Genomic DNA, 15543 nt, shown 5'->3' with positions numbered 1-15543 from the left:
CACCGGCAGTTCGTTGATTAGCTGATCGGTAGCAACGCCGGTCCGCGACGTCCCGAACAAACAATGCCATGAGATTAGCCCTGTTCCTGATTTTTCTCTTATTCTGCGCCGCTTCCTGCGATTGGATCGGCAACACGCCCAGCTTCGGCGACGATTTTATAACGTACACCATTCGTGCCGGTAACCACGACCCTGACAACAGCATCAATACGCCCTTTACCTCAAGCTCGATGCACTTCCAGGCCCTGTTCGACAGCAGCTGCGTGTACCGGAATGCAGTTCCCGAAAACCAGAACGATATCAATAAATTGTACGGCTTTTCCGACTGCAGTTCCCAGCATCAGAACAACAGCGCGAGGTTTGGCTGGAACTGGCGTGAGGGCGCGCTACGTATTTATGCGTACGTATATGTGAATGGTCAGCGGATGGAAAAAGAATTGGGAACGGCAGAACTCAATGAACCTACAAGCTTTAAGATTGAGCTTAAGGACAATTCGTACCTTTTCACCTACCACGGTATCGAAACAACAATGCCCCGCCATTGTTCTGGCGGGGTCGGAATCGCCTACAAGCTGTTGCCTTATTTCGGAGGGGATGAGCCGGCCCCGCAGGAAATCAGGATCAAGATCAGGAATTTATGATATGGGCATAAAGCGCAAATGACTCCGGCGCAACCAGGAGAACTCCAGAATCAACATGCTCAGGCAAGTTCGTAGGGCCACTCCATTGTTCATCGGAGGAGGCGATCAGCTTATTCCAGTCTGCAAAAGAAGCAGGAAATGAAACTTCCTGGTTCGATTTCGAAAAATTGAGTATGCCGACGAGGTGTTGTTCCGATGAAACACGCTCAACCAGGATCAGCTCCTTTTCCGGGAATGCTTCTACTGAAAGGCCGCTTCGGTCGGCATTGCTCAAAGCAGGCTGCTGTTTCCTCAGACCGATCAGTTTCTTGTAGTAGCCGAACATGGTCCGGTGCGGCTCCTCGTCTAAAAGCGACCATTGCAATTTGGAGACATTAAAAGTCTCCTCCGACATGGGGTCGGGGGCCTCCCCTTCCAGGTGAAATGCTGCAAATTCCCGCTTCCGGCCTTCCCGTACCGCGTCTGCCAGTTTGGGGTCGGTATGGCTTACGAAATATTGAAAAGGGTTTGTTTCAGCCCATTCCTCGCCCATGAAAAGTAGTGGTAGGTAAGGACTGACCATCACAGCCCCTGCCAGGAGCTTCTGCATTTCAAAACTCACCAGCATGCTGGTCCGCTCTCCCAGCATCCGGTTTCCAATATGGTCATGATTCTGAGAGAACACCACAAACTGCCCGCCCGGGTGGCCGTCGGCTTTCACGCCAAATCGCCGCTTGCGGTGCTCGGAATAACCCCCGTCGTAGACATAAGCATCTTTAAACGACTTTGAAAGAGAAACAATTGGCTCAAAGTCAGAATAATATCCACTACGCTGCTGCCCCGACGAAACTCTTAGCGCATGATGAAACTCGTCAATCCATTGCGCATCCATCCCATAGCCTCCTTTTGAAACCGGGCTGATGAACCTTGTATCATTGAGATCCATCTCGATGATGAGGTAATGCGCCCTTCCAGTTTGCCTCGTCAGTTCGTCTAAGCGTTCCCGGATTTCGCGCAGCAAGTGGACGGGACCAAAATCCTTGATCGCGTGAACGGCGTCCATACGAAGGCCATCTATATGAAAATCACGGAACCACAGCAGCGCATTTTCTATAAAATACTGTCTCACGCCGTCGCTCCATTTGTCGTCAAAATTAAGTGCGTCGCCCCAGGGCGTATGGTATTGGTTCGTAAAATACGGACCGAACTGTGCAAGGATATTCCCTTCGGGACCCATATGGTTGTAAACAACATCCAGGATCACAGCAAGCCCCTTCGCATGACAGGCATTAACCAGGCTCTGCAGACCTTCCGGCCCGCCGTAGGAATCCTGTACACAATAGGGAAATACGCTATCATAGCCCCAATTACGCGGCCCGGCAAACTGCGAAACCGGCATGATCTCGATTGCCGTGATGCCGAGCTCCGTCAGATAATCCAGCCTGGATTCCATTGCAGCGAAAGTCCCCTCAGCCGTAAAAGTACCTGTATGGAGTTCGTAAATGATGTAATCCCTTAAGAAGGGATTTTGCCAGTCCTTGTCAGTCCATTGAAAATCCCTGATATCGTGAGCCGCCGATGGCCCGTGGACACCCTGCGGCTGCGACAGTGTGGCGGGATCCGGCAATGCGTCACCGCCGTTGATCGAAAACTGGTAGAGGCCACCCGGTGCCAGCTCGTCCGTGAGCAGCGACCAATACCCATAATGTTCCCTTTTGAGGGGAAGTATTCTTTCCGGTGAAAAAAGCAAAACATGTACACTTTCAGCCTCAGGAGCCCAAACCAGGATTTTTGCTTCACCGAATTCATTGAAGCTGACACCGGGCAAACCACGCCATAATTCGTAAGAATTCATATCTTTTGTTTTTCCAATGCATGCTTAAAAACAACTACCGACCTGCTCTCGACGATAAAGGATGCGCCGGCCCCTATGATCTGCCCATCCTCACTAACACAGCAATCAACCGTATCAATTACCTTTACCCAGCTACTTCCGTATTTCTCGGGGGGCAAAGTATAGGTGACAGGCTCATAATGTGCGTTGAAAATCATATAAAAACTGTCGTCATAAATGGCTTCTCCTTTGGGATTCACGTGCCTGATACCCTTTCCGTTTAAAAAGATGCCGAGAGATTTGGCATAATCATGGTTCCAGTTTTCTTCAGGCATTTCCGTACCCTCTGGCAGGAACCACGCAATGTCTTCCAGGCCTATACCCTTAATAGGCACACCTCGAAACCAATGTTTGCGGCGGAAAGTCGGATGTCTTTTAACAAACGCGATCAGCTTTTGGGTAAAAGCCAGCAGCTTCTGGTCTGCTTTTTCCCAGTTAAGCCAGGAAATCTCGTTGTCCTGGCAATACGCATTATTGTTACCGCCCTGTGTCCGTCCCCATTCGTCACCAGCCACCAGCATAGGCACGCCTTGTGAAAGAAAGAGGGTTGTCAGGAAATTCCCTTTTTGTCTTTCGCGCAACTCAATCACCTCCGGGTTGCCGCTGGGCCCTTCCTCGCCACAGTTCCATGAGCGGTTGTGATCCTCCCCGTCCCTGTTATCCTCTCCGTTCTCGAAGTTACGCTTTTCATTATACGACACCAGGTCGTTCAGGGTGAAACCGTCGTGTGCAGTAATGAAGTTGATGCTGGCAGTCGGGCGGCGGTCCTCGCCTTTATACAGATCGGAGCTCCCGGTGAAGCGTTCGGCAAACTCGGCGAGCATGCTATCCGCGCCCCTCCAGTAATCCCGCATGCAATCACGGTACCGGCCGTTCCACTCGGCCCACCCGATTGGGAATTTGCCCACCTGGTAACCATCATGGCCAATATCCCAAGGTTCTGCGATCAGTTTTACCTGAGAAATGACGGGATCCTGGTGAATGATATCAAAAAAGGCGCTTAGCCTGTCGACCGCGTGGAGCTCCCTGGCAAGTGTAGACGCCAGGTCAAACCGGAAACCATCCACGTGCATTTCGGTGATCCAGTAACGGAGGCTATCCATAATCAGGCGCAACACGCTGGGCAGGCGGGCGTTCAACGTATTTCCGGTACCGGTATAATCCATGTAATACCGTCCGTCCATCAAACGGTAATACGACATGTTGTCGATCCCCCGGAAAGAGAGTGTCGGCCCCATCTGATTGCCTTCACCGGTGTGGTTGTACACCACATCCAGGATTACTTCTATCCCGGCTCTGTGCATCTCCTTCACCATGTTTTTGAATTCAATCACCTGTTCGCCATGTGTTCCCGAGCTGCTATAACGAACGTCTGGAGCAAAGAATCCAATGGAATTGTACCCCCAGTAATTGGTAAGCCCCTTCTCTTTCAGGTGGCGGTCGGAAACAAAATGATGAACGGGCATCAGTTCAACCGCGTTGACGCCCAGCTTCTTAAGATAGCCTATACTGGCAGGATGTGCGAGCCCGGCATAAGTGCCTCTGATCTCTTCGGGGACATCGGGATGCAGTTTGGTGAAACCCTTGACATGCGTTTCGTATATAATGGTATCGTGATAGGGAATTTCAGGAGGCTTTACCCCTTCCCAGTCAAAGCGGTGATCAATCACCACCGACTTCGGGATATAACAAGCACTGTCCAGTTCGCTGAAACTCAGGTCTTCAACGGGATCGCCGATCACATAACCAAAAAGTGCATCATGCCACTGGATGGTACCGGAGATCGACTTTGCGTAGGGATCAATGAGCAGCTTATTGGAGTTGAACCGCAATCCCACCGTAGGCTCAAACGGTCCATGCACCCGGTATCCATACAACTGGCCAGGTTTGAGCCCGGGCACATAGACATGCCAGACATGATGTGTTACTTCCCTGATCTGTATTTTTACATTTTCAGAAATACTATCTGCACTATCGAAAAGGCACAAATCGACACCTATGGCGTTTTCAGAGTAAAGGGCAAAATTAACCCCTTGCTCATCCCAGGTTGCGCCCAATGGATATGGCTCACCCGGATAAACGATTACATTATCTAGTTTAGAGTGATCTACAACTTTTTGATTGGCAATTTTTCTCATCATACTTTCTTTTTTTACCCACATGAACCATACACATGGCCGGGACAGGCCGATCCGCACTTCCCTGCTTTCTAAAATGACCCAAAATCGACCTGAGTATGCTATTTGCTATAAAATTATGCCAATATGTCCCCGGGACACCCGGGAAAATTTTCCACAGATGTGGATTTACACAGATTAAAACGTCATTTTATGGATACACAACGCCTGTTACTGCTGTACGCTTTTTTAGAAGAAACTGAAAACACCAATGAAGACACAACGTACAATTCGGCCGGTGAAGAGCTCGTCAATTCGTTGATAGAGTTGGTAAAGATCAATGGCAATACGTCTATTGTTGAAGATTTTGAAACGCCGTTTGTTCACCCTATGATTACTGTTCAGAAATGGGTCGCGGAATTAAAGGAAATTGTCAGGGCGGAATTGGGCGGACGCGTCACGGGCGAATAAATAAGCTGGTAAAAAATCGCTTAAAACTGGGTTTTAGGCATGATTTTTGTTTGCCGTTGTCCCGTACACACACTTTTTTTGTATTACAGCTCATCACAGCAGAAATCGTTTTCTTTGTGTCGTATATACTTCCTGGTTTTACAAAAAAGACACCCGGCATTTCTTCCCAGAATGCCGGATTCTGCCATTCCAGCCGCTTTTCAATTTTTTGCCCAAAACTATGATTCTGATTGTCGACGACAGGCCGGAGAATATCCTTCCTTTAAAAAAAATACTGGAATTACATGATTTTGAAACAGATAGCGCGGAGTCCGGGGAAGAAGCTTTAAAGAAAATCCTGAAAACGACTTATTCTGTGATCATCATGGATGTGCAGATGCCTGGGATGGACGGCTTTGAGGTTGCGGAAGCAATATCCGGATTTAGCAGGGCAAAAGATACGCCGATCATATTCTTGTCGGCAGTTAATACCGAAAAACGTTTCATCACCAAAGGTTATAGCTCCGGAGGTATCGATTATCTCACCAAGCCGGTCGACACGGATATCCTGTTGTTAAAAGTAAAAACCTTTTACAAACTCTACGAACAACAGCAGGAGCTAAAGGTCATCCAGGAATCGCTCAGAAACGAAATCGAAACCCGTAAGAGAGCCCAGGAAGAACTGGCCGGGCGCATGCAGGAGCTTCGCTTCATTCTCGAGTCCTTGCCTCAGATCGCCTTCACGATCAAAATTGACGGCAAAATCGAATATGTCAACGAGCATTGGTTCCAATATTCCGAAGATACCGAAAACTTACCCGAAATACACCCTGAGGATGCGATTTGGGACAGCTGGGAGAGACACTTTGAGCAAGGCCTGGAATTTACCGGAGAGGCACGCCTCAAACATCTGGCAACACAGGATTACAGATATTTCCTTCTGAAAATCATCCCGATCCTCCAAAACGGCACAATCGCACGTTGGGTTGGGACTTTCACAGACATACACCAACAGAAAATGGCCCACGATCTGCTCGAACTGAAAGTAAAAATCAGGACACAGGAACTGCTGGACAAGAATTCAGAATTAGAGACGACCAACCACGAATTGCAGCAGTTTGCATGGGTGGTATCCCACGATCTCAAAGAACCTCTTCGTAAGATTCAGACATTCAATCACTTAATCAAGGACAAGTATTTAAGTGAAAACCCTGAGGCGACATCTTATCTCAACAGGTCAATCAACTCATCGGCGCGGATGTCCCGGCTGATCAGCGATTTACTGGATTACTCCCGGCTTTCCATGAAGGCCCATTTCCAGCCAACTGACCTGAACAAACTGATGAATGAATTGCTTACGGACTTCGACGAAGCGATCAGGGAAAGAAATGCTGTGATCCGAATGGCGCAGCTGCCGGTGATCGACACCATTCCGAGCCAGATACGCCAGGTTTTTCAGAACCTGATCAGCAATGCATTGAAGTTTTCAAAGCCAGACATAGCGCCGGAAATCTCCATTACCTATGATCTCGTCGATGCTAAACATTCCCAGGCTCTGCCTTCCGCAAACGGGAGCTTTTGCAGGATTGCAATTGAAGATAATGGCATTGGTTTTGATGAAAAATTCCTGGACAGGATCTTTATCATTTTCCAGCGGCTCAATAACCCGGGCAATTACGAAGGAACGGGGATCGGTCTCGCTATTGCTAAAAAAATTATGGATAAACATAACGGCCTCATCTCTGCACAAAGCACAGAGAATCAGGGTGCAAGATTTATATTGGTGCTTCCTTTGGTACAGGAAAAAGCACCGAATGATGCTCAAACAGAAAATCAGTACACCGAAAACCTATGACTAAAACTTCTAACTCCATCATTCAGCAGTTACAGATTGTATTTTCCTTCTCCATTCTATTATTGATTTTCAGCCTCCTGGCTTCCTATTACAGTACCCAAAAACTGATCAATAATTCGGAGCTGGTTAACCACACCAACGAAGTTCTTATTGAGGCGGAAAGCATCATTTCGCATATGAAAGATGCTGAAACAGGCCAGAGGGGATATCTGGTCACCCTTGAACCCAGTTTTTTGGACCCTTATAACGGCGCCTACGAAAAAACCACTAACAGTTACAACAAACTCTCGGACCTGACGGCAGACAACCCGGTACAGCAAAAGTACCTGCGAGAATTGAAGGCGCTTTACGAAGCGAAATTTGGCCAGATGCAAAACATCATCGACCAGGCCCGGAGAAAGCAGCATTTTGTTGATGATACAGAAGAACGTCTGAAAGAAATGCTCCGCGGAAAGAAAATCATGGACGATCTCCGCTTGGTCGTCTCAAGAATTAAGGAGACGGAGAACCAGATCCTCGAAGCACGGCTCGAACAGCAGCAGATCTATATCCAATACACGCCGATTCTGCTGGTGATTGCGGCATTGATTTCGATCCTGATCACAGTATTCGCGTACGTCCGGATCAAAAATGACATGGACAAGCGGATTGCCCTACAGAACATCGAAGCAGCAAAATATGCTGAAACCAACCGGAGGATCAGTTACATAGAACAAATTACCCAACAGGTATCCGACGGCGACTATTCTGTACGCAGCCAGGATGAACTGGAAGATGACCTCGGGCGGATCTCGGTTGCGCTCAACTCCATGACCAGTTCGCTGGAAAAAACGATCACTGATCTGCAGGCCAAAAACTGGCTACAAACAGGCGCTGTCCGAATCAGCGACGCGATCCGGGGTGAGCGGGTTTTGAAAAAGCTCGCGTCCAATCTCATGAACGCCATTACCGACTATGCCGGCGCGCAGCTTGCAACCATGTATATCCTGGACGCCGACTGGAATTTCAGGCTGACAGGAAGCTATGCTGTCCAGAACGCGCCGGAACTGATCGTGTCTGGTGAGGGCCTGGCTGGCCAGGTGATCGAAAGCAAAAAACCACTGATCATACAGAACATCCCTGAAAATTATCTGCAGGTCACCTCGACCCTGGGGGAGAGCAAACCTGCCGCTCTGGCAATCCTCCCGCTCACATACGCGTACGAATGCATTGGCGTAATCGAGTTGGCTTTCCTGACGCCGCCAGGGGAAATAGAGCTCAATTTCTTATATGATAATCTCGAAGCTATAGCAACAGGGGTTAATTCGGCATTGGACTACCTCAAGCTGCAAAACTTCCTGGAAGAAACACAAGCCCAGGCAGAGGAGCTTCAGAACCAGCACAATGAATTGGAAAACCTCAATGCGGAGCTCGAGGCTCAATCTCAGAAATTACAGGCTTCGGAAGAGGAGTTGCGGGTGCAGCAGGAAGAACTGCAGCAAACGAATGAAGAGCTGGAGGAACGAAGCGGGTTACTGGAAGAAAAGAATCTTGAAATCCAAAAAAAGGCGGAAGAGCTCGAACTCACTACCCGCTATAAATCCGAATTCCTGGCCAATATGTCGCACGAGTTGCGGACACCCCTCAATTCAATCCTGCTGCTGAGCAGGCTGCTGGCGGAAAATGACGAGAAAAACCTGACCAGCGACCAGATCGAATACGCTACCGTTATTCAGTCGTCGGGCAACGGTTTGCTGGGCCTGATCGATGAGATACTTGACCTGTCTAAAATTGAAGCTGGCAAAATGGAGCTCGATTATTTCAGTGTATCCATCAAGGAGATCAGCGATGATATGAAAGCGCTTTTTTCGCCTGTTGCACGGGAAAAAGGTCTGGACTTCCAAGTCAATATAGCTCAGGGTGTCCCTGCAGTGATCGAAACAGACAAGATGCGTCTGGAGCAAATTATTAAAAACCTTGTATCCAATGCGCTGAAATTCACGTCCAGGGGTTCGGTCCAGGTAAATATTAAAATGCTCGAAGGCAACGATCAAGTCATTTGCTTTATGGTGAAGGATACGGGCATCGGAGTAGCTGCCGACAAACAGCAGCAAATATTTGAGGCATTTCAGCAGGCCGACGGCTCGACCAAAAGGAAATATGGAGGGACAGGGCTTGGTTTATCGATCAGCCGGGAACTGGTAAAACTATTGGGCGGCGAAATATCGCTCACCAGTGTCGTGGATCACGGAAGCGAGTTCACGATTTTCATCCCGGTATCGCCAAAATATTCGGTAAAAGAACCTGAAAGCCATCATTTCTTCGTTAGCCCCCCAGAGGAAACTAAACCGCGCAACCCGTCAGGAAAAGACCCCAGGTTTATCAGTACCATCATCCCCGAGAGCATTTCAGACGACCGTAATGAAATCACCGTCAATGACAGGACGATCCTGATCATCGAAGACGATACGTTTTTTGCGAAATCGGTATTGGAGTATACGAGGCGACAAGGCTACAAAGGCATTGTAGCTGTAAGAGGTGACGAAGGATTGGAATTGGCCAGGACCTTTAAACCAATGGGAATCCTGCTGGACATCCAGCTGCCCGTGGTAAGCGGCTGGGAGGTCATGGACCAGTTGAAGGCCAATGCTGAAACACGGCATATCCCCGTGCATATTATGTCATCGCATCGCATGAAAAACGAAAGCTTGATGAAAGGCGCCATCGATTTTATCGACAAACCCGTCTCCGTGGACAAAATTCAGGAAGTTTTGAACAAGATCGAGCATGTCATCAACAAGGAATCCAAAAAGGTGCTGATCCTGGAAGATAACTCCATGCACGCGAAAGCGCTGGCTTACTACCTTGGCACTTTCAACATCAACTCGGAACTTAAGAGCGACATTTCCGAGGGGATTGAGGCTTTGCAGGGCAAGGACGTGGACTGTGTCATTCTCGACATGGGTATTCCCGATAAAAAGGCCTACGAAACATTGGAAGAAGCCAAGAAAAACCCGGGCTTTGAAAATATCCCGATCATCATTTTTACAGGAAAAAGTCTCTCCATGTCGGAGGAATTGCGCATCAAGCAGTACGCGGACTCTATCATCGTTAAAACCGCGCATTCCTACCAGCGCATGCTGGATGAGGTATCCCTGTTCCTGCATGTGGTTGAAGAAAACAAAAAAAGACCAGAAAAGCTGTCGGAACAGAAGAAGCTGGGCGGCCTGGGCGAGATCCTGAGCAACAAGACGGTCCTGATTGCCGACGACGATGTCCGCAATATTTTCTCTCTTTCCAAGTCGTTGGAAAACTATAAAATGAACGTCGTCACAGCCCTGGACGGAAAGGAGGCACTGCTGAAACTGGAAGAACATCCTGCAACCGACGTGGTGCTGCTGGATATGATGATGCCCCAGATGGATGGTTATGAAACGGCCAGGCGCATACGCGAAAATCCCAAGTGGCGAAATCTCCCGGTGATCGCGGTGACCGCCAAAGCCATGACGGGAGATCGGGAAAAATGCATCAATGCAGGGGCATCGGACTATATTACCAAACCAGTCGATATCGATCAGTTGCTCTCGTTACTACGCGTATGGCTTTACGAGAGGTTTTGAAAATGAACACGCTCAAAAATGATTAAAAGACTGATGGCCAAAAAGTGAAAGGGCCAAATTTCACATAATCAACCCTACTTGAACTTTTAATCCCTTTTACCTCCCAACCCTTAAAAACGCAACACCCTGCATGAATAAAAAGAAAGTCCTGATCGTTGACGACGACGCCAGAAATATTTTCGCTTTGAAAGCCACCCTCAAAGCCAAGGGATTTGAATGCGTTTCCTGTACAGGCGCACCTGAGGCATTGGATTTGCTAAGATCAGAGCAAGAAGTAGATGCTGTGCTGATCGACATGATGATGCCCGAAATGGATGGTTACGAAGCAATTCCATTGATCAAAAAAATAGATCAGCGGAAAGGGATACCCGTTATTGCGGTTACCGCTCAGGCCATGGTGGGCGACAAGGAAAAATGTCTGGAAGCCGGCGCCGACGATTATATTTCAAAACCAATAGATGTCGAAAAATTATTAAAGCTTTTGCGGGATATTTAAGATTTGCGGAATGATCGAAGATGAGGATATAGATCTGTTACTGAATGACTTGTTTGATCTATACGGCTATGACTTTACAAGTTATTCCAGAGCTTCCCTGAAAAGGCGTATCGTGAGACTATGTTCGCTGGATAAATTCCCCAGCTTTGCTGAACTGCGATACCGGGTAAAAAACGACCCGGATTATCTCAAACGGTTTGTGGAGGAAATTACCGTGAATGTGACGGAGATGTTCCGTGACCCCACGTTCTACAAATCATTGCGGGACGATATCCTGCCTATCCTTGGGACCAAGCCTTTTATCCGGATATGGCACGCTGGTTGTTCAACAGGCGAAGAGGTTTATTCAATGGCTATTTTGTTGAAAGAAGCAAACCTGCTCCGGAAATCACTCTTGTATGCTACCGATCTGAACCCGAGCGTACTGGAAAAAGTCCGTAAAGGGATTTTCCCGCTCAACCAGATGAAGCAATACTCCGAAAGCTATATCGCCTCGGGAGGCGTTAAAGATTTTTCCATGTATTACACCGCCAATTACGGACAGGCCAAGCTGGACCGGGAGCTTTCGGAAAAAATCATCATTTCCACCCATAACCTGGTATCTGACAGCTCCTTCAACGAATTTGACCTGATCTTGTGCCGAAACGTACTGATCTATTTTGACAAGGACCTGCAGGACAGGGTTCTGAAGCTTTTCGACGCCAGTTTGGGTTCACTGGGTTACCTGGCCCTGGGTACCAAGGAAACACTCAAGTTTTCGGCTGTTCAGAGTAAGTTCAAACAGCTCAACCGCGAGAAAATATGGAAGAAAATCGTCTAACACCGTCTTGCGAAATCTTATTGATAGCTGGCTCAGCGGGAAGCCTTGAAGTGCTGTTTAAATTACTGCCGCTGCTCCATGCCGGGTTCACTTTTCCTGTGGTACTGATCCTGCATCGCCGGAATTCGGGCGATTCCTCATTGTCTGAGCTGCTTTCCTCGAAAAGCGTCTATCCGACGCGGGAAGTAGAGGATAAAGATCCCGTTTCCCCGGGCAACATTTACCTGGCTCCCGCTGATTATCACCTTCTTATCGAGAAGGATCGTACATTTTCGCTGGATTATTCCGAAAAGGTCAATTTCAGCCGGCCCAGTATTGATGTAACCTTCGAATCGGCATCGGAAGTTTATCGCGCTGCCGTAGTGGCACTGCTTTTGTCAGGTGCCAATGAAGACGGCACCTACGGACTTTCGTGTATCAAAAAATCGGGCGGGCGAACGGTGGTTCAGGACCCCGAGACAGCCCAGATGCCTTTTATGCCCCAGCATGCCATTTCCAACGGACTCGCCGATTATATTTTGGATATCAGTCGGATGGCAGAATTCATCAACAGCCTAGTATAAAAATGAACAATCGTTGATTTCTACCATAAAAGAAATGATCAGTCTTTTGTTCCGATTGCCATTCTGAGGAGATTTGCATATGCTTTTTTCAATTTTGACCGATTCACAATATGGCAAAGCCCAATAGATTATATAGCGTTTTATTCAACAAATGCCCCAGGTGTGGGGTTGGCGACTTTTTCATCACCAAGAGCGCCTATAGCCTCAAAAATTTCGACAAGATGCACAAGCATTGTCCTCATTGCGGCGAAAACCTGGTACCTGAGCCAGGGTTTTACCAGGGCGCGCTTTATATGAGCTATTCGTTCTACGTGGCTTTTATGGTGATTTACTTTTTGATTTTTGTAAACTTTTTCAAACAATACCTCGACTACTTCCTGATCAGCATCATTCCTATCCTGATCTTGTTGACCCCGTTGTTTTACAGGCTGGCAAGGCGGTCCTGGCTGGCATTGTTCATCAAACCGGCCCCCAAAGAAATGATCTGACAGTCACGGCGGGTTCAAAGACTTACGCCGGAATTCCTCCGGCGTGCTGCCGGTTTCCTTTTTGAAGAATTTGGAGAAATACGAGTTGTCGTTGAAATTCAGCTTATCTGATATTTGGGAAACTGTGAGGTCCCTGTTCACCAGCAGTCGCTTGGCTTCCAGCGTGATCCGGTTCCTGATCATTTCACCCGCCTGCTTACCCAACTGCTCTTTACAAACAGCATTAAGGTGATTGGGCGTAATATGCAGCAACTTCGCATATTCCCCAGGCAGCCGCAGCGATTCATAATGATTTTCAATCAGCTTTTTAAAGTCTCTGATTGTCTGACTCTTATGGTATGGCCGATCATTTCCTGATTCGATAGAATCGCTTTGCTCGATCATAAGGAAAATCTGCAGCATCAAAACCCTGATCATGTCTTCCCGGAATACCAAAGGCTGACCGACCTGAAAGAGCATGTTCTCGAAAATGCCTGTGCAGTTATCCCGCAAGCCGGCTTTTAACTGGACCACCGCATGGCGGGCGTCGCCGTCAAAAAATGAAAACATATCGAGGTAATCAGGCTGCAGCAGGAAGGAACGGAAAAAGGATTCCGAAAAATTGATCACATATCCGTCCATTTCCCCTTCGAAATTCCAGGCGTGCACCTGCCCCGGAAGCATGAAATAGATCTGGTAAGGCATTACCTCAAACCGATGAAAATCAATGGTGTGAGATCCTCCTCCTTGCGTAAAAAGCACAAGCTGATAGAAGCTATGCCGGTGCGGGAAAACCAGATTTTGATGAGCCGCAAGGTAATCCGAAAACCGGCTGATCATTACATCTTCCGCCTGATAGTTAGTCAGGGGTCCAATATCCAATCTTGGAAAAGTAGTATGCACGGCAGGTCGTTGTTATTCCAGCGATGCAAGTTACGGTACGACCCCGAAATTTCGCGCAGCCGGCCCTCTTTTCCCGGAGACCTTGCGATCACCACCGTGTCATGGATTATGTTGACAGGTCGAGCCTAACCATATTTCTGAGGATAGGCCGTTATAATGGAATATTTCACGCGGCTCCGACCATTGCCTGTCAGGCTATTCCTGCTTTGGGCTCCGGCTTTTTCAGGATCAGCGCCGAAAGAAGAGAAACGATCAGGCCCACCGGCAGGATCTCCATGTAAGTCAGCAGGATAACCATCAGCGGACTTTTATACATGGATTTATACATATCCATTTCGGCGATTTTCTCTTCCAGCTCAACGCCGCTCATTCCTTCGGCCTGCACTCTTTTGAGGGTTGCCGAGCAAAATTTTTCCATAAAATCCGGAACAAAGAAATAATAATCGATCAGCCAGGCAATCACATACACCGTGGAGGCAAGGAGCGAAATGTAAAGCCCGATCTTGAATGCTTTGCCAAATGAGACGACGCCCTGATTGTACTTATCACGGTAATTTTTCACCCCCACGAAAATGAGCGAAAAGGCGAGCAGCATCGAGGCGTAACCCGCCCACAGACTCCCTTCGTAATTCCCTTTAGAAAAACACCAGGCAATAAAGGAGACCATAAAAACCGAAACGATGATGCCGGAAATCAATCCGCAGGTCAAGACAATTCTTTTCATATCATTAAATTTTTGATGAAACTGATGATGCAAAATTGAAGTCCCTGCGCCTTTTACCGTTCATACTTAAGAGTGATTTTTGGCCAAAAGTCCCAGCCTTTTTGCCTTTTCCACAGCCTGGGTCCTGCTTTTCACCTCCATTTTATCAAAAAGCCGCGACGAATGTGTTTTGACCGTATGCAGGGAGACAAACAGCCTCGATGCGATATCCTGGTTGCTCAGCCCCTCTGCAATCAACTGCAAAACTTCCAGTTCCCGCTTACTTAAACCGAGCCGGGCCATTTCGGCTTCATTAAAAGCGAAGTTGTCCTCCGCAAAAATGCGGACTTCCTTTTCAACCACGATCGTTTCCACTCTCGGCTTCGTCAACTTCAATGCGAGCCAGACGCCCAGACCGGTAAAAATCACAGCAATGCCGCCGGCATATATTTCAATAATGTGGTTAATGACCAAAAAACGGAGTTCCAGCCACTTTAACAGAAATAAAAGCAGCGCAAGCGAAATGCCGTACAGGATGATTTGTCTGTGTTTGGCGAAGAAACCAGCTACCATGCGACCCGCGGTAATATGAGCAGTATAACGTTTCCAAAATTAAAACTTTTTTGAAGTCGGAAGGCTTTAATTTTGGCTACGCAGGTAGTCGGCAGAACGCTGGCTATTTTTTGGGATTGATGATCTGATTAAGCCCCTCACACATTTTCTTGATCCTCATATAGGACGCGGGACTATTTATCCTTTTGTCGAGTTCGATCCGCAGCTCTCCCGGGGCAGCTTCGTACTCAAATGTCGTTTGATCATCGAGCGTAGTTGTCAGGTCCACATAATCGTCATAACTGATGCTCGAAGGGGCGATCCGGTTGTTAATAAACCTTTCAACCAGCCTGCTTCTGTTACGAGGGAACGAAGCTGAATACTTGTAAACCGCATCATCGTCAACCACTTTAATGTCGATATTCTGTGCATCACGGCAAGAAAAAAAGCTTAAAAGCAACACTCCAATTGGAAATAACAGTTTGAATTTCATGGCTAAAATTG

The 15543-nt window shown here is 47.8% G+C and carries 14 protein-coding genes; 8 read left to right on the top strand and 6 right to left on the bottom strand.

Features of this window, described 5'->3' with window-relative positions; all coding sequences use genetic code 11:
• Positions 1-68 precede the first annotated feature (68 nt).
• Complete coding sequence (locus tag AC1XUF_RS16610) at positions 69-641, top strand: hypothetical protein (protein ID WP_483342942.1); 573 nt, start codon at positions 69-71, stop codon at positions 639-641.
• On the opposite strand, the gene treZ is transcribed toward AC1XUF_RS16610, so the two are convergent.
• Entirely contained in the window at positions 628-2475 is a 1848-nt protein-coding gene (gene treZ, locus AC1XUF_RS16605; protein WP_483342941.1) for a malto-oligosyltrehalose trehalohydrolase, read from the bottom strand. The two genes, AC1XUF_RS16610 and treZ, sit on opposite strands and share 14 nt — an antisense overlap.
• On the bottom strand, positions 2472-4652 hold the full coding sequence (glgX, locus tag AC1XUF_RS16600; protein ID WP_483343114.1) for a glycogen debranching protein GlgX: 2181 nt from the start codon (positions 4650-4652) through the stop codon (positions 2472-2474). Before glgX ends, treZ begins: the two co-directional genes overlap by 4 nt.
• A 192-nt stretch (positions 4653-4844) precedes the next feature.
• Between glgX and AC1XUF_RS16595 the strand changes: the two genes are divergently transcribed.
• From AC1XUF_RS16595 to AC1XUF_RS16565, 7 genes are all read left to right on the top strand, one after another.
• Positions 4845-5102, top strand: coding sequence for a hypothetical protein (locus AC1XUF_RS16595; protein ID WP_483342940.1), 258 nt, complete (start codon positions 4845-4847; stop codon positions 5100-5102).
• Positions 5103-5322: 220 nt separating this feature from the next.
• On the top strand, positions 5323-6936 hold the full coding sequence (locus AC1XUF_RS16590) for a hybrid sensor histidine kinase/response regulator (RefSeq protein ID WP_483342939.1): 1614 nt from the start codon (positions 5323-5325) through the stop codon (positions 6934-6936).
• Positions 6933-10535: a response regulator gene (locus AC1XUF_RS16585; RefSeq protein ID WP_483342938.1), complete on the top strand. Its 3603-nt coding sequence runs from the start codon at positions 6933-6935 to the stop codon at positions 10533-10535. The genes AC1XUF_RS16590 and AC1XUF_RS16585 overlap by 4 nt, the downstream gene beginning before the upstream one ends.
• 130 nt (positions 10536-10665) lie before the next feature.
• Positions 10666-11031 (top strand): response regulator, encoded by a 366-nt coding sequence (locus AC1XUF_RS16580; protein WP_483342937.1) that lies wholly within the window; start codon positions 10666-10668, stop codon positions 11029-11031.
• 10 nt (positions 11032-11041) lie between these two features.
• Entirely contained in the window at positions 11042-11851 is an 810-nt protein-coding gene (locus tag AC1XUF_RS16575; protein WP_483342936.1) for a CheR family methyltransferase, read from the top strand.
• A complete protein-coding gene (locus AC1XUF_RS16570) occupies positions 11833-12414 on the top strand; it encodes a chemotaxis protein CheB (RefSeq protein ID WP_483342935.1) in 582 nt (193 codons plus the stop codon). Before AC1XUF_RS16575 ends, AC1XUF_RS16570 begins: the two co-directional genes overlap by 19 nt.
• A 221-nt stretch (positions 12415-12635) precedes the next feature.
• A complete protein-coding gene (locus AC1XUF_RS16565) occupies positions 12636-12902 on the top strand; it encodes a DUF983 domain-containing protein (RefSeq protein ID WP_483342934.1) in 267 nt (88 codons plus the stop codon).
• Between the two features lie 3 nt (positions 12903-12905).
• On the opposite strand, the gene AC1XUF_RS16560 is transcribed toward AC1XUF_RS16565, so the two are convergent.
• The 4 genes from AC1XUF_RS16560 to AC1XUF_RS16545 all read right to left on the bottom strand — a co-directional run bounded on the left by AC1XUF_RS16560 (position 12906) and on the right by AC1XUF_RS16545 (position 15532).
• A complete protein-coding gene (locus AC1XUF_RS16560) occupies positions 12906-13784 on the bottom strand; it encodes a helix-turn-helix domain-containing protein (RefSeq protein ID WP_483342933.1) in 879 nt (292 codons plus the stop codon).
• A gap of 190 nt (positions 13785-13974) precedes the next feature.
• On the bottom strand, positions 13975-14508 hold the full coding sequence (locus AC1XUF_RS16555; RefSeq protein ID WP_483342932.1) for a DUF4199 domain-containing protein: 534 nt from the start codon (positions 14506-14508) through the stop codon (positions 13975-13977).
• A 66-nt stretch (positions 14509-14574) separates the two neighbouring features.
• A complete protein-coding gene (locus AC1XUF_RS16550) occupies positions 14575-15060 on the bottom strand; it encodes a response regulator transcription factor (protein ID WP_483342931.1) in 486 nt (161 codons plus the stop codon).
• Positions 15061-15163: 103 nt separating this feature from the next.
• Entirely contained in the window at positions 15164-15532 is a 369-nt protein-coding gene (locus AC1XUF_RS16545) for a hypothetical protein (protein ID WP_483342930.1), read from the bottom strand.
• Positions 15533-15543: the final 11 nt, after the last annotated feature.

The organism is Dyadobacter sp. HNCC25DJ185 (assembly GCF_056895195.1).
The sequence above is the reverse complement of the archived record's forward strand: the minus strand, read 5'-3'. Positions and strand labels throughout refer to the sequence as shown.

Excerpts from the sequence above, each read along its gene's own strand:
- treZ (WP_483342941.1), bottom strand. The coding sequence starts at position 2,475 with ATGAATTCTTACGAATTATGGCGTGGTTTGCCCGGTGTCAGCTTCAAT.
- glgX (WP_483343114.1), bottom strand. The coding sequence starts at position 4,652 with ATGAGAAAAATTGCCAATCAAAAAGTTGTAGATCACTCTAAACTAGAT.
- AC1XUF_RS16550 (WP_483342931.1), bottom strand. The coding sequence starts at position 15,060 with ATGGTAGCTGGTTTCTTCGCCAAACACAGACAAATCATCCTGTACGGC.
- AC1XUF_RS16595 (WP_483342940.1), top strand. The coding sequence starts at position 4,845 with ATGGATACACAACGCCTGTTACTGCTGTACGCTTTTTTAGAAGAAACT.
- AC1XUF_RS16545 (WP_483342930.1), bottom strand. The coding sequence starts at position 15,532 with ATGAAATTCAAACTGTTATTTCCAATTGGAGTGTTGCTTTTAAGCTTT.
- AC1XUF_RS16570 (WP_483342935.1), top strand. The coding sequence starts at position 11,833 with ATGGAAGAAAATCGTCTAACACCGTCTTGCGAAATCTTATTGATAGCT.
- AC1XUF_RS16610 (WP_483342942.1), top strand. The coding sequence starts at position 69 with ATGAGATTAGCCCTGTTCCTGATTTTTCTCTTATTCTGCGCCGCTTCC.
- AC1XUF_RS16585 (WP_483342938.1), top strand. The coding sequence starts at position 6,933 with ATGACTAAAACTTCTAACTCCATCATTCAGCAGTTACAGATTGTATTT.
- AC1XUF_RS16565 (WP_483342934.1), top strand. The coding sequence starts at position 12,636 with ATGCACAAGCATTGTCCTCATTGCGGCGAAAACCTGGTACCTGAGCCA.
- AC1XUF_RS16580 (WP_483342937.1), top strand. The coding sequence starts at position 10,666 with ATGAATAAAAAGAAAGTCCTGATCGTTGACGACGACGCCAGAAATATT.
- AC1XUF_RS16555 (WP_483342932.1), bottom strand. The coding sequence starts at position 14,508 with ATGAAAAGAATTGTCTTGACCTGCGGATTGATTTCCGGCATCATCGTT.
- AC1XUF_RS16590 (WP_483342939.1), top strand. The coding sequence starts at position 5,323 with ATGATTCTGATTGTCGACGACAGGCCGGAGAATATCCTTCCTTTAAAA.
- AC1XUF_RS16575 (WP_483342936.1), top strand. The coding sequence starts at position 11,042 with ATGATCGAAGATGAGGATATAGATCTGTTACTGAATGACTTGTTTGAT.